Here is a 19,721-nt window from a genome sequence, read left to right on the forward strand (position 1 = left end):
TAAACCACCTCGTGAGGATTTACTTACACTTTACACGTTTATCCCGCCAGAAACAATAACTACTGAATATCAATAAAAAACACACTCGCCTGACATGAAAACAAATTAAAGAAAAAGGCTTTTCCATCGGGCGAGCGAATGGAAAAGCCTTGTATGGGGCGCGGCAGGTAACCGGTATTTCAGTTGCGAGGTGAAGGTACCGGAATTGGAGGCATAATTACATGCCGCTGCTTGAACAGTGTCCGCGGTCGGCAAACTAAAACCGCGGACACTGGAACCTGACTTATATTATTTTCTGCGTTCTGCCATGTATTCCGCAATGTGGCGGACTTCAAGGTCGTGACCTTTTCTCTTCGCGCCACCGCGAATCTGCATTACGCAACCGGGGCAGTCGGTGAGGAGCACCTTGGCGCCGGATTCCTTCGCGTTATTAAGCTTTTTCTCAAGAAGCTGTTCGGAGATCTTGGGGAACTTAACAGAGTAAGTTCCACCGAATCCGCAGCAAACTTCTTCCTCTGCGCTTTCCTTGTAATCAAGGCCGGCTTTGGCCATCAGCTCACGGGGAGCTTCCTTGACATCAAGACCACGGCAGAGGTGGCAGGGAGCGTGGTAAGTTACAGCCTCACCTGCGGAATCAAGGAAGTCTTCCTTCTCAACACCTACAACATCATTCATGAAAGAGCTGTAATCAATAACCTTGTCGGCGAATTCCTGAACCCTGACGGCGTACTTGGGATCATGGCCGAGCATCTTCACGTAGTTGTGCTTGAGATGGGAAGCGCAGGAAGCACACATGGTTACGATGTATTCGCAATCTGCTTCTTCGAATGCTTTCATGTTCTGAAGAGCAACTTCCTTACAGGCATCCTTTTCACCCATCATCTGCAGCGGCAGACCGCAGCAGGACTGGTCCATGGGGAAAACAAGGTCAACACCTTTGTTCTTCATGCTCTCGACAGTCGCAACAGACTGTTCGGGGTACACGAAGTCCTGAACGCAGCCGGAGAACAGAGCAACTTTGTGCTTAACTTCAGCGGGCTTTGCAGGTTTAACCTTGGCCCACATATCCCTGAAGGGGACTTCTGCGACAGTCGGAAGAGCGCGGAAGTCATGATCAGGTGCGAACATCATGGGCAGGTGACGCAGGAAACCTTCCTTACCCTTCACTGGCTTCTGAGCATGCTTGGCAATGCGCAGGAACTTGTGAAAGAGTTTGCGGTTCTTCATCATTTTGGCCAGGAATGAGGAGTACATGGGATGTCCCTCTTCCTCGAGGATTCTGGCCTGAATGTCTTTGATCAGTCCGGGCAGGTCTATGCCGCCTGCGCAGATTTCCTTACATGCTCCACAGTTGATGCAGTTCTGTACAAGGTTTTTGGCCTTGTCGGTACCGTGGTAGAAGTAGGTAAGGATGAGGCCGATAGCCCCGATATAGATATGGCCCATCTTGTGGCCGCCGACCATACGGTAGACAGGACAGACGTTCGCGCAGGCACCGCAGCGTACGCAGCGATGAACCTGAGAGAACACCGGGTCCTTGGCGAGAGCGCGTCTTCCATTGTCCAAAAACACGAAGTGCACTTTCTTCCTGTCATCCTCAGCCGCGGCGCACTCGTTGGACCCGGTGATCCAGGTAGCATAAGAGGTGATCGCCTGCCCTGTTGCGTTACGGGGCAGAGCCTTGAGTACGCGCAGAGCGTCATGCAGTTTGGGAGTCAGTTTGTCGAGACCCATGAGAGCCACATGAACTCTGGGGAGTGTGGTTACCAGACGGGCGTTACCTTCGTTGGTAACAAGACCGATGGAACCGGTTTCGGCGATAGCGAAGTTACCGCCGGAGATGCCCATATCGGCATCAACAAATTCCTGGCGAAGCTCACGACGCGCGACTTTAACGAGCTTCTGGACATCATCGCCCTGCTTCTGGCCGGTCACTTCGGAGAAGAGATCGCTGACCTGATGGCGGGAAAGATGAATTGCGGGCATAACCATATGGGAAGGCCCTTCCTTACGCATCTGGATAATCCACTCACCGAGGTCGGTCTCAACAACCTTGAGATTCAGATCATCTTCAAGGTGATGGTTCAGCAGAGTTTCCTCAGCAGTCATGGATTTGGACTTAACGATGGTCTTACAGTTCTCTTCAACAGCGATGCGGCCGATTATTTCATTGGCTTCTTTAGCATCTTTAGCGAGATGAACAACAGCACCGCGTTTTTCAGCCTCTTCCTTGAATTTGGCGTAAAGTTCATCAAGTCTGGACGCTGCTGCATCTTTTGCTGCGGCAATGTCCTTGATCAGAGCTTTCTCGTCCATGTCCTTGAACGCGTTGGCGCGGCTGCCGCGGTAAGCGACTGCGAAGTTATCCATCGCGGTTCTCAGAAAATCGTTGTCCAGGGACTCTTTGATATCCTTTCTGTATTCTTTAAAATTCTTTGCGTCCTGCATTTTTAGTCCTCCAGAAGAAGAATATGAAGTTCAAGCGGGCCGTGCACGCCGATAGCCAGTACACGCTCAATATCAGCGGTACGGCTTGCGCCGGTGATGAATGCGGTATAGTCGCCCTTCATCATGTTTGCTTCCATCCAGTCTTCGAGATCGTAGGAGTTGTCCACGAGCTTGGACTTGGGAAGCAGCGCAACATGAACTTCACTGATCATGGTGGCCAGACGCAGTTCTTCACTGGGACAGTTCAGAACGATAGTACCGGTTTCAGCAATACCGTGGTCGGCATGTGTGAAAGCAATATCGATACCGCCGAGGTGATTACGGACACTGTCTTTGATGAGAGTGAATCCGTTTTCCTCACACTGCTTCTCCAGCTTGGTTGACTCTTTTTTAGAGAGTGCAGGAGCAGAAATAGTTTTTCCGATTTTGGTTGCACAAAGCTGTTCGGCTTTGTTTGAAAGATTCTCTTCGCAACCGGATACAAGCATTTTACAGGCTTCTTTCTTTCCGCAAAGGTCCATGGTATATTTGATAGCATCATCAAAAGAGGAAACCTCTTTAACAACTGCTGATACCAGTTCTGCCTTGTCAGTGAAAAGCTTGAGACTTTCAGCTTTAACTGTCATTTTTCCCCCAATTAATTGAGTAATCACATATTACTCTAGATTAATCCCGTTAAATTCCGGCGAGCTCCCTTCCACAAGAACCGTCGGCACAGCCTCTTCCATATTCAGCTGTAACGGGCCGTTTCCTAGAGGGTCGTTCCGCATGCGGAACGACCTCAAACCATCCTTCCAGACCGGGGTGAAGTCTTCCACTCTCCACCCCGGTTCATATATCTAATACTTTCTAAAGTCCGAGAACTTTTACAGTATCGTTAGCAATTTCAAGCTCTTCGTTAGTAGCGATGATCGCAACCTTTACTGCTCCGTCATCATCACTGATGAAAGAAGGAGTTCTGTCCCAGTTCCAGTTCTTGTCTTTATTGACAGTGATGCCGAAGTTTTCAAGACCGGACAGAGAACGGGCGCGGTATTCGGGATCGTTTTCACCGATACCTGCGGTAAAGACGATTGCATCTACGCGACCGAGTTCAAACGCATATGAGCCGATGAACTGACGAACTCTGTGGCATGCCATGTTGAGGGCAAGTTCAGCTTTCTCATCACCTTCTTCAATGCGGGCATGGATATCACGCAGGTCGTTGGAACCGCAGATACCTTTCAAGCCGGACTCATTGGTGAGAGTTGCAACAACTTCCTCAGCAGTCTGACCTTTTCTTTCAGCAATAAAACCTACGATAGCGGGATCAATATCACCGCAGCGGGTACCCATGATAATTCCGCCCAGAGGAGTCAGACCCATGGAGGTGTCGTAACACTTACCGTTTTTAACTGCGGAGATGGAAGCTCCGTTGCCGAGGTGAACGGTGATGATGTTGCACTCTTCAAGGGGCTTGCCGAGAAGTTTTGCAGTTTCACGGGCAACATACTTGTGAGAGGTTCCGTGCATACCGTATTTTCTGATGCCGTACTCTTTGTAGTATTCGTAGGGAATACCGTAAGTATAAACGTGCGGCTCCATGGTCTGGTGAAAGGAAGTGTCGAAAACAGCGACCTGTCTTACACCGGGAAAGAGTTCCATCGCGGTCTCAATACCGATAACGTGGCCGGGGTTGTGCAGGGGTGCGAGAGGAATGCAGTCTCTGATTCCCTGCAGAACTTCTTCATTGATTTCAACAGGCTCAAAGAAGAGTTCGCCACCGTGAACAATGCGGTGACCGATAGCGGCGATTTCGGATTTATCTTTAACAACTCCGCCTTCAGCTGCAGTCAGGAGGTTGATGATCTCAACCATACCTTCCCGGTGAGTGGGGAAAGGCTGCTCGGCAGTGTATTTTTCTCCGGTTTTGTAGGAGATGCTACCCATTTTCTCGCCGATACGTTCAACAATACCGGAAGCGAGATCATTACCGGTGGTCATGTCCAGAAGCTGGTATTTAATAGAAGAGCTACCAGCGTTGATTACTAAAACTTTCATTAAATAAGTCCTTTTTCGGCCTGAGCCTGAATTGCGGTGATTGCGACGGTGTTAACGATATCCGGTACGGTACAACCTCTGGAAAGGTCGTTGACAGGCTTGTTCAGGCCCTGAAGAACAGGTCCGATTGCCACGGACTGTTCGGCGGAACGCTGTACTGCCTTGTAAGTGTTGTTACCGGTGTTCAGGTCAGGGAAGATGAATACGGTTGCCTTACCCGCTACTTCACTGTCGGGAAGCTTGGTCTTAGCAACAGAAGGATCAATCGCAGCATCGTACTGCAGCGGACCTTCAAGCTTGAGTTCGGGAGCACGTTCTTTAGCGATGCGCACAGCTTCCTTAACCTTCTCAACATCAGCACCCTTTCCAGACTGGCCGGTGGAGTAAGACATGAGGGCCACGCGAGGCTCGATACCGAAAATCTTGGCAGTTTCGGCGGAGTTCAGCGCGATTTCAGCAAGCTGTTCTGCATTGGGGTTGGGGTTAACGGCGCAGTCACCGAAAACCAGAACACGGTCCTTGAGGCACATCAGGAAAACACTGGATACAATGGATGCACCGGGCTTGGTCTTGATGAACTCGAATGCGGGACGGATAGTCTGGGCGGTAGTGGTTACAGAACCGGACACCATTCCATCAGCGTGGCCTTTCTGAACCATCATGGATGCGAAGTAAGTGGGGTCCATCATACGGTCACGAGCGTCGGACATACGAATGCCCTTGTGCTCACGAAGCTTGAAGTAGGTTTCGCAATAGTCTTCAAACTCGGGGGCGGACTCGGGATCGAGGATACGCACATCATTCATTTCCAGACCGAGCTGGGAAATCTTGGTGCCAACTTCATCTGCATTACCGAGAAGAACGATATCAGCCACGCCACGGCGGGTCAGAATGTCAGCCGCGCGCAGAACTCTCTCGCCTGTACCTTCAGGCAGAACGATGATCTGTTTGTTGGCTTTGGCTTTCTGGACAAGCTTGTACTCGAACATCTTGGGGGTAACTTTGCTGGATTTGCTTGTTACCAGACGATGTCTGAGTTCATCCGCTTTGACATGGGTTTCAAAAGCACCCAGAGCGGAAGCGGTCTTGCGCTGGTCTTCGGGGTCGATTCTACCATAGAGTTCACTCAGAATCTGAGTGGTGCGGTAAGTGTTGGTGTCAACGGAAAGAATGGGAATCGGAACGCCGGTCCACCCTTCTATCAGCCTGTGAACACTTGCGCTGGGCTGCAGACCACCGGTAAGCAGAATGCCGGATATATCGGGAAAAGAAGTGGAGAGTCTGGAAGCCAGAGAGCTCAAAATGATATCAGAACGGTCGCCGGGTGTAATAATGAGGCTGCCGTTTTCAATATATTCGAGGAAATTTCCGATACGCATAGCGGCGATGACATAATCATCAACAAGAGTATCAAGACGGCCGTGACCGTAAAGCACGGAAGCATCAAGCCACTTGCGGACATCGTTCATGCTGGGATTGCCCAGAGATTCGTTCTCATCAATACCGTAGACAAGCAGTTCCTGAGTGCATCTGGCTTTGCATTTGATGCTGGAAAGGATCTCGGCCTTGTCTTCGGCAGAAACGGTGAGCCTGTTGATTATGGCAGCAACAGTGTCAACACCCTTGTCTTCGAGAGCATCGATAACGAGCTGAGTTGAAGCGATGATGTCTTCTGAGGTCTTGCCGCGTCCATTGGATACGAGCAGAACAGGACAGCCGAGGTTGGAGGCTATTTCAGCGTTGATATCAAATTCGAAGTTCTGATCTTTACCCTGGAAGTCGGTTCCTTCGCACAGGACGAAGTCGTACTTTTCTTCAAGCTGGCTGTACTTGTTGAGAATGTTCTCCAGCAGCACGGAATGCTTGCCGCTGTTGATGAGTTCGCGGGCTTCCTTCAGGGTGTAGGCGTAGGTGTCCTCATATTTGATATCCAGATTGAAGTACTTCATGATCAGGCTGATGTCGTGATCACGATCACCGGTCTGGTTATCATTAATGATGGGTCGGAAGATGGCTACATGCTGCAGATCTCTGAGCAGAAGCTGCATCACGCCCAGAGCAATGGCAGATTTACCGCTCTTCTCTTCGGTGGCAGTGATGTATAGGTTATTGGACACTGGGATTATCTCCTGTGTAATGCGTAAACAGCTGGAAGGTTTCAGAGCCGGATATGAAACAGTTCACGCAAATTCATTAATTGTCTGTTGGGCCGGACCTAACTTCAACGGTCCTACAAACCCGAAATTCGTTTTTCCAACCGTCCCCATAAAAACGCTTTTCTGCAAAGTAGTCCAGAGCGGATTTCGCTCTGGACTACTTTTGTATATCTATAACTTACTTAAGGGAGTCTGCGTATATTTCGAGAACATGCTTCACTTCAATACCACCACCGGACTGGGAGAGCATGTCACCGAGCTGCATCATACATGCAGGACAGCCGGTTGCTGCTACCTGAGCACCTGCGTCACGAACATTCTTGGCCTTGCGCTGGCCGATGTTCTTGGACAGGTCGTAGTGATAGAGGTTGAAGGAACCACCGCACCCACAGCAGCGGTTTGCTTCGTTCATCTCTTTGAATTCATAGTTGTCATTGGCTTTCAGCAGAGCGCGGGGCTGAGCAGAAACCTTGAGAGACTTGGAAAGGTGGCAGGGATCGTGATAGGTCACGACTTTTCCGCCCTTTGAAGACTCGGCAGGAGTCTGAACACCGAGAACGTCCACGAGGAAAGCGTTTACGTCCATGGTCTTATCCGCCAGAGCCTGAACCTTTTCCCTGAAAACAGGGTCTTCATTGTCAATCATCTTGGTCCATGTTTCATGGATGGTTGCTGTGCAGGTAGCACAGGGAGTAACCAGATAATCGAAATTGCCGTTTTCAAAAGCCTTCATGTTCTGTTTCATGAGATCGACCATGGTGTCGGCATCACCGGAAGCCAGAGTCGGGATACCGCAGCATGCCTGACCCTTGGGCAGGAACACGCCTACTCCATGATGTTCGAAGATCTTCATTGCAGCGTGTCCTACGTTGGGGAACATTTTATCCACAACGCAACCGGGGAAGAAAGCAACCTTGAGGCCGCTGGTTCCGCGGGGGGTGTCAACCTCGGGGTAATCCTTACGGAAAGGACGTTTTGCCAGAGGGTTGAAATGACGCTCGCCGAGAAGAGGATTCAGCATGGCACAGCTTGCTGTGTTTGCTGCCTGGTCGGTGATCTTGGCAAAAGGCCCCTGGAACTTGGCACTCATGTCGGTAAGCAGGTTGAACAGCTTGGGACGGGTGAGCAGTCCTTTGAAGATCATCTTCTTGGCCGGAGAAAGTCCCTTGTAGGAAGTGACGATTACACGGGCCTTCATAAAGATGTCCATGATCTTTACGCCACTGGGACAGCTGGCGGCACAGGAACCGCAGAGAAGACATCTGTTGAGTTTCTCGTTGACCTGGTCCGCGTCCTTGACCATTTCATGAGCCAGTTTTTCGAGCAGAGCGATCTTGCCGCGGGTTACGTCGGCTTCCTGCATGGTTTCAGCAAATACCGGACATACAGACTGGCACATACCGCACTTCATACAGGCGACCATCTGGTCGTCCAGCTCCATGAGACTCTGAGCTAACTGTTTGAGATCTTCCATCCTAGATGTCTCCGATAATCTTAGTGGGGTTCAGGATGTTCTTGGGATCGATAGCTCTCTTCATCTTCAGGGAGTACTCAAGGGTAGCTTTGGAAGTTTCTTTTTCCATCCACTTGGACTTTGCCATGCCGATGCCGTGCTCGCCGGAAAGGGTTCCTTTGAGAGAGAGTGCTACATCGAAGATCTCGTCAACTGCGGCTTCAACGCGGTGGAATTCTTCCTTGTCGCGGTTGTCGCAGAGAATGGTGGGATGCAGGTTACCGTCGCCGGCGTGACCGAAAGTACCGATATCAAGCTTGTACTTCTTGGCGATTCTGTCCAGACCTTCCATCATTGCAGGAATCTGGGAACGGGGAACGGTAGCATCTTCGAGAACGGTGGTCGGTTTCGCACGAGCAAGAGCAGGCAGAGCGTTACGGCGTGCAGTCCAGAGAGCTTCACGCTCTTCAGCGGTTTCTGCCATTTTGACTTCGTTGGCACCGCACTTCTTACAGATGTTGACAACTTTTTCAGCATCTTCAATGACTTCAGCCTGATGGCCGTCAACTTCGATCAGCAGGATCGCGCCTGCGTCACGGGGAAGACCTGCTTTGGTGAAATCGTCAACGTAGCAGATGGTGGAGTTATCAAGGAACTCGAGAGTACAGGGAACAATGTGGTTCGCGATGATAGCGGCAACGGTTTCAGAAGCACTCTGAACGTTGGGGAAAACAGCCATCATTGCTTTGGATGCCTTCGGCGGCGGAACGAGCTTGAGGATGATGTTGGAGAACACACCCAGAGTTCCTTCGGAAGCAACCATGAGGCCGCCGAGGTTGTAACCGGTTACGCATTTAACGGTACGGGAACCGGATTTAATGAGGTCACCCTCTACATCATAGAAATCAATGCCCATGACGTAGTCTTTGGTAACACCGTATTTAAGGCCGCGGAGTCCGCCTGCGTTCTCGGCAACGTTACCACCGATGGTGGAAACAGCCTGAGAACCCGGATCCGGGGGATAGAAAAGTCCTTTGGAAGCAACCTGAGCTGCAAACTGAGCGGTAACAACGCCGGGCTCGACTACTGCGTAGAGGTCTTCTTCGTTGATTTCGAGGATCTTATTGAGACCGTTGGTCAGGACTACTACTCCGCCGGGGTGTGGAATGGTACCGCCGGAAAGGTTGGTTCCTGCGCCACGAACAGTCATGGGAAGACCGTGTTTGTTACAGAGGGCAGTAACGGGGCCGAGCTGCTCAGTGCTGGAAGGTTTGATAACCAGCGCAGGCACCTGGGGATCGAGCACTGCGGAATCATAAGAGTATGCATGCAGGTCAGCTTCTTCATGCATGACGCCTGCAGCGCCTACGATCTGTTCGAATTCTTTTGCCAATTTTGCATTTGACATATGTTTTTGCTCCTGTACGTAATACAATCTTTATATTTTAACTAACCTTATCTAAACCCGGCTAAATTAAAAACTCAGGACCGGAGCCGTCTCCGGTCCTGAGGGGGAAGTTATTTAATTTAGAATAATCCGGGGAAGAATACGTAGGACATGAGAGAAGCGATGATACCTACAACGAGACCGTAAAGGAGGAAGGGCCATACGGTACGCTTGAGGATCTGGCCTTCCATGCCGGAGAGACCAACAACCGCGCAAGCTGCAACGATGTTGTGGATGCAGATCATGTTACCCATCGCACCACCGACACCCTGAGCTGCTACGATAATCTGACGGGGCAGATCAAGCTGTGCTGCAACGCCCCACTGGAATTCAGCGAAGAGAAGGTCGGATACGGTGTTGGAACCGGTGATGAAGGAACCGAGACCACCAACGAAGGATGCGAACATGGGCCAGGAATGACCGGCAAGACCGGATACTGCTTCAGCCAGAGCCAGCGGCATGGACAGGTAGCCGTTGGGGTTGAGGGCTGCATCAGCGATACCGGAACCGCGGAAGATGGAAACCAGAGCAACGGAGAAGAACAGCGCGATGGTGGGGTTCTTCATTTTTACAATAGCTTCTTTCCATGCGGTTGCTGCTTTGTCAGCAGGCATGCCGTGGATGAAAATGGTCAGTACTGCAACGAGTGCGAAAGGAATAGTACCGGGGAGGTACAGAACCTTGATGGAGTTGTTAACAGAATCGAATCCGAGGATGGATTTGAAAGGAATTGCCACGCCGGCGAGCATGCCTTTGAGGCCGAGTTCGGGAATACGGGTGATAACGAGGATCAGACCGATAAGAATGTAAGGAGTCCATGCTTTGAGCTGGCTCATGTGTGCTTTGAATTCACCGGAGTTTTCTGCGGATACGGAACCGGTCCAGTCATCATCCCAAGTGGAAGCAGGACCGAAATCCCAAGTTTTTTCAGGTACGCAGAAACCGTTCTTTGCACCGAATACGGCAATACCGAGACCTACGAGACCACCAAGAAGGGAGGGGAACTCGGGACCGACAAACCATGCGGTGAGGAGGTAGGGAACGGTGAAAGCGGTGGAAGCGAAAAGAGAGAATTTCCATGCGCCGAAACCTTCTGACCAGCTTTTGTTTTCACCGAAGAAACGGGTCATGAAACCGAGCATGAAAAGGGGCAGGATGTAGATCATGGGAACGTGCATTACGGTTGCCCACTGACCTACTACGGCGTTGAACATTTCCATGGAGGAGAAGTTCAGGCCGGGAACTGCAGCGGCGATTGCCTGGTCTACGTAAGTGGTCAGGTATTTAAAACCGAGGATAACCGGGGTACCAACAGCACCGAAGGTTACAGGGAAGGAGTTATATACAAGACACATTACAACAGCACACAGGGGGGGGAAACCGAGGCTGAGGAGCAGAGGTGCTGCCAGAGCTGCCGGAGTACCGAAACCTGCTGCACCTTCAATGAATGCTGCGAAAAGGTAACCGATGATGAGAACCTGAACACGACGGTCACGGCTGATGCCCTGGAAACCGTACTGAATGGTTTCCATACCACCGGAGTATTGCAGGGTATAAAGAATGATAATCGCACCGAATACGATGATGAGAACACCGATAGCAGTAATAAAACCGTGAACGGTAAGAGCAGCTACATAAGCAGCGGGAAGTTTCCAGACGGCGATTGCGCCTGCAACAGCGGAAAGCCATGCAACGGGCATAGCTTTAGTAGCAGGCCAGCGCATGCCGACCATCAGTACCAGTGCCAGTACGATCGGGATGATCGCAACGAGGGCCAGAATTCCTACAGACATGTTTCCTCCTTAAAAGAAAAGAATCACTAGATGTTTCGCCGCACTCTGATGAAAACTATTTCACCATACCACATAAGCACGGCTACGGCTCAACTTTTTTTAAAGTCAGTTGACAAAGACTCCCCTCCCCTTTTCCGCATTTGCGGATCACCTTCTAATCCGCAATAAGGGGTGTTCATGGACGGGCCCCCTGTGAAAGGCCCGTCCATGAACGGCGGGTGGTGCTATTTGCCTTCGCTGTAGTCAGCGTCAGCCATGTATTTCAAGATTTCGTACCGGTCGTTGTAATCTTTTTCGATCTTCTCACGGTACTCTTTGGAAGCTTCGGGGTTGATGCGCTCGAGCAGGCCGAAACGGTTTTCGCCAGCGAGGAATTCCTGCATGGTTCCGTCAGGAGCCTTGGACTCGAGAACGAAGGGGTTTTTACCTTCTTCGGTCAGAAGCGGGTTGTAGCGGTAGAGAGGCCAGTAACCGGAATCTACTGCCAGCTTCATTTCGAGCTGGGTTTTACCCATACCCTTTCTGATGCCCTGGTTGATGCAGGGAGCGTAGCAGATCACGAGAGAAGGACCGGGGTAAGCTTCTGCTTCCTGGATTGCCTTCATGAACTGCTGCTTGTTGGCGCCCATGGATACGGATGCGACGTAAACGTAACCGTAGCTCATCATCATGCGGCCGAGATCTTTCTTGATGGTGTTCTTACCACCAGCTGCGAACTTGGCGATGGAGCCCAGAGGGGTTGCCTTGGAGGACTGACCACCGGTGTTGGAGTACACCTCGGTGTCCATTACAAGGATATTGATGTCGCGACCGGAAGCCAGAACGTGGTCAACACCGCCGAAGCCGATGTCGTATGCCCAGCCGTCACCACCGAATACCCAGAGGGATTTCTTGGTGAACAGGTCTTCCATGTCTGCGATTTCGTGAAGCAGTTCGGTCTGGGGTACGGAGTAAATGCCGTCGAGGACTTTTTTACCGTACTCTTCAGAAAGAGCTGCGTTGTCTTTGTTTTCCAACCAGGCTTTCATGTCAGCTTCGAGTTCAGCGGGAACGCCTGCTTCGATAGCTTCATTCACGAGGTCAGCCAGTTTTTCACGGCGGTGGGATACACCCATTTCGAGGCCGTAACCGAACTCAGCTGCATCTTCGAACAGGGAGTTGCCCCAGGTGGGACCGTGACCGTTCTTGTTGGTGCAGTAAGGAGTGGTCGGAGCGGAAGCTCCCCAGATGGAGGAACAACCGGTTGCGTTGGCGATGATCATGCGCTCGCCGAAGAGCTGGGTGAGAACTTTAACGTAGGGGGTCTCACCACAGCCGGAACATGCACCGGAGAATTCCATCAGAGGACGCTGCAGCTGGGAACCCTTAACGGAAGTTCTGCTCATGATTTCATCCTTTTCGGGGATGGTCAGAGCGAAATCCAGGTTCGGAACCTGAGTTTCCAGCTGGGAAGCGATGGGCTTCATTTCGAGAGCAGGAGTCTTGGCGGGGCAGATGTCTGCACAGTTACCGCAGCCAAGGCAGTCCTGAGTGTAAACCTGCATACGGTACTTGAGACCTTTAACTTCTTTGCCTTTGGCATCGAGAGTAACGAAGGTTTCAGGAGCGTTTGCAGCTTCTTCTTCAGTCAGCAGCACGGGGCGGATGGCAGCGTGGGGGCAGACAAATGCACACTGGTTACACTGAATGCAGTTCTCAGGCAGCCATTCGGGAACGTTGATAGCAACGCCGCGCTTCTCGTACTGAGAAGTGGAAAGAGGGAAGAGGCCGTCAGGCTCAAAAGCGGAAACAGGCAGGTTGTCACCTTTCTGAGCAAGGATGGGACGGACAACATCAGTGATGAATGCCGGATCATCAGATACGGCCACTTCTTCGTCAGTGAGGTTCTTCCAAGATTCGGGAACTTTGATCTCAACGAGGTTTTCGATCGCCTGGTCAACAGCTGCAACGTTCATGTTGACGATCTTGTCGCCCTTTTTGCCGTATGCTTTCTTGATGGATTCTTTCAGGTAAGCAACAGCGTCTTCGAAGGGGATAACGTCAGCAAGCTTGAAGAATGCAGTCTGCATAACCATGTTGATGCGACCGCCGAGGCCTACGCCTGCAGCGATTTTAACCGCGTCGATGGTGTAAAACTTGAGGTTCTTTTCAGCGATGGTGCGACGCAGGGAAGCGGGAAGTTCCTTCTCCATGTCTTCAGCAGACCAGGGAGAGTTGATCAGGAAGGTTCCGCCTTCTTTGATGCCTTCAAGCAGGTCGTACTGGTGTACGTAGCTGGAGTTGTGGCATGCGATGAAGTCTGCGCTGGTCACCAGGTAGGTGGACTGGATGGGCTTGGAGCCGAAACGCAGGTGAGACATGGTGATACCGCCGGACTTCTTGGAGTCGTAAGCGAAGTATCCCTGTGCGTACAGGTCGGTTTTGTCACCGATGATTTTAATAGCCTGCTTGTTAGCACCAACAGTACCGTCAGCACCGAGACCCCAGAACTTACACTGAACAGTGCCTTCGGGGGTGGTGTCCAGTTCAGGACCAACTTCGAGAGAAGTGTTGGTTACGTCATCTTCGATACCAACGTTGAAGTGGTTCTTAGGACCGGCTGCTTTCATGTTGTCGAACACGGCTTTAACCATGTTGGGGCGGAACTCTTTGGAACCGAGACCGTAACGGCCGGCGGTAACAACGGGGTTCATGTTGCTTTCAACAAATGCGGTACAGATATCCTGGTACAGAGGATCGCCGAGAGAGCCGGGCTCTTTGGTGCGGTCCAGAACAGTGATATTAGTAGTAGTAGCAGGAAGTACGTTGAGGAAGTGTTCGGTAAGGAAGGGGCGGTAAAGACGAACTTTAATGAGACCCACTTTCTCGCCGTCAGCAACGAGCTTGTTGACTACTTCTTCAATTGCTTCACAACCGGAGCCCATGGCTACGATTACTCTTTCAGCTTCTTCATGACCTACATAGTCGAAAGGCTTGTAGTAGCGTCCGGTAAGGTCACCGACTTTCTTCATGCAGTTGAGAACTACTGAGGGAAGGTCATTGTAGAACGGGTTAGCTGCTTCACGAGCCTGGTAGTAAATATCGGGGTTCTGAGCAGTACCGCGGATGACAGGATTTTCGGGGTTCATGCCTCTTGCGCGGAAAGCTGCAACAGCGTCCCAGTCAACCAGAGATTTCATGTCTTCGTAATCGATGACTTCAATCTTCTGAATTTCGTGGGAGGAACGGAAACCGTCAAAGAAATGCAGGAAAGGTACGCTGGACTCGATGGATGCGAGATGAGAAATCAGAGCGATGTCCATACATTCCTGAACGGAGCTGGAAGCCAGCATTGCGAAACCGGTCTGACGACAGGCCATTACGTCCTGGTGATCACCGAAGATGGAAAGTGCCTGAGCAGCGATTGCGCGGGCGGAAACATGAAAAACGCCGGGAAGAAGTTCGCCGGAGATTTTGTACATGTTGGGGATCATCAGAAGGAGACCCTGAGACGCGGTGTAAGTAGAAGTAAGTGCACCTGCAGCAAGAGCGCCGTGAACTGCACCAGCAGCACCGGCTTCTGACTGAAGCTGTTTAACGTTGAGTACCTGACCGAAGATGTTCTTGCGGCCCTGTGCTGCCCACTCTTCTGCGACTTCACCCATTGTGGATGAAGGAGTGATGGGATAGATGGCGGCAGTATCGCTCATCGCGTAGGAAACGTGAGCGGTAGCTGTGTTACCATCCATAGTTTTCATGTTCTTAGCCATTAAGTAAGCTCCTTAAGAGATTTTAATGAATAACCTCACCGAGTAATAAAAAAAACCTTGCTGAAACAATCGGAACCCTGAGCAAGGTTGAACACTCATGGAGCCCTCCATATCAATTAACGTGCCAAGCCACATAAAACGTGTAAATCTACGCATATTCAGTGGGTTATGTTTTGGGGTAGATATTTTTGGTGGGTAAACACTCGGGACTGTCTGAAATTTAAGACATATATTTTGTCTTAAAAATTACATTTTTCCGTGACGGTATTGTAACACCGGAAAGAATCCCCGCCATGCAAAGGCTTCAACTGAAGTCAACCAAAAAAAGCCCTGTCCGCAAAAACGGACAGAGCTTTGTCTGAAAAAACAGATTGATTACTTGATCAACAAATTCAATGGGATATTATACTGAATACAACATGAGCAAACATTAATCCTTGATGTTGTGTTTCTTTAACAGAGCATAGAAATGAGACCTTGAAAGCCCTGAAATCTTTAGAATTGTTGCAACGTCACCCTGATAGCGGGATTGAAGTTCCTCCAGATAACGCTTCTCAGCCATGCCTTTAAACAGTTTAAGAGGGGGAAGATCGTCACCGAGCAGTCCCGAAACGGTTGCCGCAAAAGCAGACTGGGGCTTTGCCTGACTGCTGTCTGTTTTTTCAGACGCGGCCAGTTCGGCTTTTCTATCTGACTCTGCTCTGTCCGCCCTGCTTTTTTTCTCAAGATTTGATTTAGCCATCTTGATACGAAGGTCATCGGAAAGATGCATGGCATAGATGGTATTGCCCGTGCCAGATGCCACGAAGGCCTGCTCAACAATATTAAAAAGCTGGCGGACGTTTCCCGGCCAGTTGTAATTGTTCAAGACTTCATAAAAGTCGGCACTGGCAACTTTAGGAGGTACACCATACTGGCTACTGAGCCGGCCGAGATGAAAATCGGTAAGCTCTTTGATATCCCCTTCCCTATCACGCAGGGGGGGAAGATAAATGTGAATAGTCTGGATACGGTAAAGCAGATCCTGCCGGAAGTCACCGCGCATAACCATTGCTTCAAGATCACGGTTGGTAGCGGCGATCAGACGGAAGTCACTCTTGAACTCCCTGTTCTCACCGATCGGACGGTAGGTCCGCTCCTGAAGTACGCGCAGTAAAGACTTCTGGACGGCAAGAGGCATCTCCCCCACTTCATCAAGAAACAGCGTTCCTTTGTCGGCCAGCGGTATGAGCCCTTTACGGTCTGCCTGAGCACCGGTGAAAGAGCCCCTTTTGTGACCGAACAGGGTGCTCTCGACCAGAGTTTCAGTAAGGGAAGCGCAGTCCACCACAACGAAATTATTGACTGAGCGCCTTGAGTTGTCATGAATGGTGCGGGCAAAAAGCTCCTTCCCGGTTCCAGTCTCACCGTTGACCAGCACATTGGCATCCGAGCCCGAAGCGTGAGCCACCAGATCATAGCAGCTTTTAATTTCGGAACTTTTGCCGACAATATTATCAAGATTTAAAGCAACACACTGGGATTTATTCTGTTTTTCAGTATGGAATTCAAGCGCGCGGCTCATTGAAAGTGAAATCTGCTTGATGGACGAGGGCTTGACCAGAAAATCCCACGCACCGCCCTGAATGGCCAGTTCCGCACCGTCCGCGTCACCTTTGCCTGTGAGAATTATGACTTCCGGACAGCCAGCTGAATCCTTCACCTGCTGAAGATAGTCAAGACCGTTTCCGTCCGGAAGGGAGATGTCCAGAAAGACAAGGTCAAACTCCCCTTCTCGCACCCGGGCCATGCCGTCTTTAAGATTGTACGCGCTTACAGAATCGTGTCCCGTTCGAGCGATAAGGCTTTCTATGGTCTCGCAGACCTGAACATCATCATCAATAATCAGAATTCTACCCATCAAAACTCTCCGAGGAAGCCAGAACTTCCCGTACTGCGTCAGCTATTATGGTCTTATTGTACGGTTTCATCAGCACTTTTTTTACATTTTTCATACCGTTTTCCGCTTCATTAACATAACTTAAAACATTACGGCGCCCAGAGACAACCATAACCGGGAGTTCAGGAGCCACAGCCTGGACCTTTTTCGCCAGTTCAATTCCGTTGGTATGTGGCATGTCATAATCTGTAATCATAATATCAAACCGCTGCGGTTCTTTCTCTATCATCCTGAACGCCTCCATGGGGGAAGCCAGAGCTGTAACACTGTAGCCGAGACTTTCAAGGATGCGGGGCGTAGTCTCAAGCTGGTCCTCATCATCCTCAACAAAAAGAATGTTCTCCTGTCCCAGCGGGAGTGCGCCGAGACTCTTGCGAACTATATCACGCAATTGCCCCTGTACCGGCAGGTATATTTCAAAAGTCGTTTTCACATCCGGAGTGCTGTTAACCGAAATTCCTCCGCCATGCCCTTTAATCAGCCCGTGAACAACGGCAAGGCCCAGTCCGGTTCCCTCGGCTTTGCCCTTGGTGGTGAAGAAGGGATCGAATATCTTGTCAAGTATTTCGACAGATATGCCGGGGCCGTTATCAGAAATTTCCAGACGCAGGTACACTCCGGGCGCAACACGCATAAACTGGGCCTGCTCATCCCCTACCTCAACAGTGGTCAGTGAAACCTCGATCCTGCCTCCGCTGCCGCGCAGGGACTGGAAGGAGTTCGTGCAAAGATTCATTATCACCTGATGAATCTGAGTCGGATCAGCCATAACCAGAGGAGCACCATCCGGAACCTTAGCCGAAACCTCAATATTACGGGGCAGCGAGGCCTTGATAAAGTCAACAGTTTCCTGCACAACCTCACCGATATCCGTAGGTTTGAAACCTTCCTGTGACGGACGGCTGAAGGTCAATATCTGCTTGACCATATGGCTGCCGCGCTGGGCCGCCTTGATAGCCCGGTCAAGATCCTTCCAGGTTATGGTTCCTTCCTCTATGTCTGTCAACGCAAGTTCCACAGAATTCATTATCGAAGTGAGAATATTGTTGAAATCGTGAGCAATTCCTCCGGCAAGCGTACCGATGGCCTCCATCTTCTGGGATTGCAGGAGCTGCTTCTCAAGGTTGACCTTGCGGGTTACGTCCTGAGCTGTGGACAGCGTTCCCACAACCTGACCCCGCTCATTGTACAGAGGGACCTTGTTGATCTCCAGCCACACCGGATCATATCCATCTTTCATCATGGCCCAGCTGATACGCAGGATGGGCCGGCCCGTCTCTATGACTTCACGGTCCCAGATGGCAGTCTGGGCGGTAAATCTTCTGTCTGTGTGCAACTCGGAATCACTTCGCCCTATAATAGCGGTCGGCGAGCCGATATCAAAAAAATCCGTAAAGGAATGGTTGGCTCCGAGATACCTCTGGTTCTTGTCTTTCCAGCAGATCAAAAGGGGCAGGGTATCCATGAGAATCTCCTGAAAGGAAAGCTGGGCGGTAATTCTCTTTTCAACCTTGCGGCGCTGCAGAATTGAAATAACCAGCATGACCAGAATCATGCTCAGCACCAGAATGGAGACAATGATATTCCAGAAGACCTGCTTGTTAAGCTTGTAGAAATAGTCCGGGGTATTGATTATGGTACTGTCTTCCGGAAGAAGCTCCTGATCAATCTTGAACCGTTCGAGCACGTTGTAGTCGAACATGTATTTTTCATCGGAGGGAGTCACAACCCTTATACGGGGCAGATTACCGGTTTTAAGGATATTGACAGCCATATGAGCCGCCTGAGTCCCCTGCTCCACACCGGACAGAAGTTTACCACCCACAATACCGTGCCCGAGCAGGAACTCCCAGATACTGAAAATCATGACATCCGTATTGTCATAAATAATCTTCAGCACTTCTTCGGCGGTATAAAGCTCTCCGTGCGCACCCTTGTAAAAAGGGGTGAAGAGCAGTATTTCGTCACGATCCATTCTCCTTGCTCTGGAAAGAAGTTCATCCAGCGGCAGGTCGTTCCAGTAATCAAACTGCAATGTCTCGGAAAAATCCGGTTCCACTTTCCTGATCTGCTCAAGAATGGCTTTAGAAGTTACGGACTTATCCCCTACCACCACAACCCTTTTAAGATCAGGGACAATCGTTAAAAAGATATCAAGGTTTGAACGGATATCAGGATGCTCCAGCACCCCTGAGTAATTGGGCCTTCCCTCAATCAGCGACGGCTTGAAATCGTTGATGCCGCAAAAAACCACAGGAACCCCCGGGAAAAGGGATTCCTGATATTTAAGCATAAAATTCAAAGCATTGTTGTCTGAAACAATTATTGTCGAGAATTTATAATCACGATACTTGTAAGCATAATAGGAATGCAGGATATCCATGAACTCTTCGCTTTTAAAACGCTTTGTGTCCATGTATTCAATATGCATATCAACGGTGAGACCGCTCGAATCAATAATATCCCGGACACCCTTGAGTATATCATCAGACCAGGCGTAGCCGTTCTGATAGGAGTTCAGGAACAGAACATTATATTTTTCACTTTCCGCACGAGCAATGGCGGAAGTAAAAATAAGTACAAGCAAAGTTGCTAAAGTGAAACAGTATCTCACCTGCAGAATTCTCCGTTAATATGGAAACAATCCCGGACTGACCGGGCAGTATAATTTCATCGGCTCTACTGCCGTAACGCTT

The 19,721-nt window shown here is 50.3% G+C and carries 10 protein-coding genes; all 10 read right to left on the reverse strand.

Features of this window, described 5'->3' with window-relative positions:
* Positions 1-288 precede the first annotated feature (288 nt).
* The 10 genes from ldhH to ACZ5PW_RS14410 all read right to left on the reverse strand — a co-directional run bounded on the left by ldhH (position 289) and on the right by ACZ5PW_RS14410 (position 19,639).
* Entirely contained in the window at positions 289-2,448 is a 2,160-nt protein-coding gene (gene ldhH / locus ACZ5PW_RS14365; protein WP_464554875.1) for an L-lactate dehydrogenase (quinone) large subunit LdhH, read from the reverse strand.
* A 2-nt stretch (positions 2,449-2,450) separates the two neighbouring features.
* Complete coding sequence (locus ACZ5PW_RS14370) at positions 2,451-3,074, reverse strand: lactate utilization protein (RefSeq protein WP_464554877.1); 624 nt, start codon at positions 3,072-3,074, stop codon at positions 2,451-2,453.
* 223 nt (positions 3,075-3,297) lie between these two features.
* Positions 3,298-4,488, reverse strand: coding sequence for an acetate kinase (locus ACZ5PW_RS14375; RefSeq protein WP_464554879.1), 1,191 nt, complete (start codon positions 4,486-4,488; stop codon positions 3,298-3,300).
* Complete coding sequence (pta, locus tag ACZ5PW_RS14380) at positions 4,488-6,605, reverse strand: phosphate acetyltransferase (protein ID WP_464554882.1); 2,118 nt, start codon at positions 6,603-6,605, stop codon at positions 4,488-4,490. The genes ACZ5PW_RS14375 and pta overlap by 1 nt, the downstream gene beginning before the upstream one ends.
* Before the next feature lie 217 nt (positions 6,606-6,822).
* On the reverse strand, positions 6,823-8,118 hold the full coding sequence (locus ACZ5PW_RS14385) for a (Fe-S)-binding protein (protein WP_464554884.1): 1,296 nt from the start codon (positions 8,116-8,118) through the stop codon (positions 6,823-6,825).
* 1 nt (position 8,119) lies between these two features.
* On the reverse strand, positions 8,120-9,505 hold the full coding sequence (locus ACZ5PW_RS14390; protein ID WP_464554887.1) for an FAD-binding oxidoreductase: 1,386 nt from the start codon (positions 9,503-9,505) through the stop codon (positions 8,120-8,122).
* Positions 9,506-9,624: 119 nt separating this feature from the next.
* Positions 9,625-11,337, reverse strand: a complete 1,713-nt coding sequence (locus ACZ5PW_RS14395) for an L-lactate permease (protein ID WP_464554889.1) — start codon at positions 11,335-11,337, stop codon at positions 9,625-9,627.
* Positions 11,338-11,561: 224 nt separating this feature from the next.
* The gene (gene nifJ / locus ACZ5PW_RS14400) at positions 11,562-15,086 is read right to left on the reverse strand and encodes a pyruvate:ferredoxin (flavodoxin) oxidoreductase (protein WP_464554893.1); all 3,525 of its coding nucleotides are present in this window, start codon (positions 15,084-15,086) and stop codon (positions 11,562-11,564) included.
* A 430-nt stretch (positions 15,087-15,516) separates the two neighbouring features.
* The gene (locus ACZ5PW_RS14405) at positions 15,517-16,986 is read right to left on the reverse strand and encodes a sigma-54-dependent transcriptional regulator (RefSeq protein WP_464554894.1); all 1,470 of its coding nucleotides are present in this window, start codon (positions 16,984-16,986) and stop codon (positions 15,517-15,519) included.
* On the reverse strand, positions 16,979-19,639 hold the full coding sequence (locus ACZ5PW_RS14410) for a hybrid sensor histidine kinase/response regulator (RefSeq protein WP_464554897.1): 2,661 nt from the start codon (positions 19,637-19,639) through the stop codon (positions 16,979-16,981). The genes ACZ5PW_RS14405 and ACZ5PW_RS14410 overlap by 8 nt, the downstream gene beginning before the upstream one ends.
* Between the last annotated feature and the right edge of the window lie 82 nt (positions 19,640-19,721).

The organism is Maridesulfovibrio salinus (assembly GCF_055394525.1).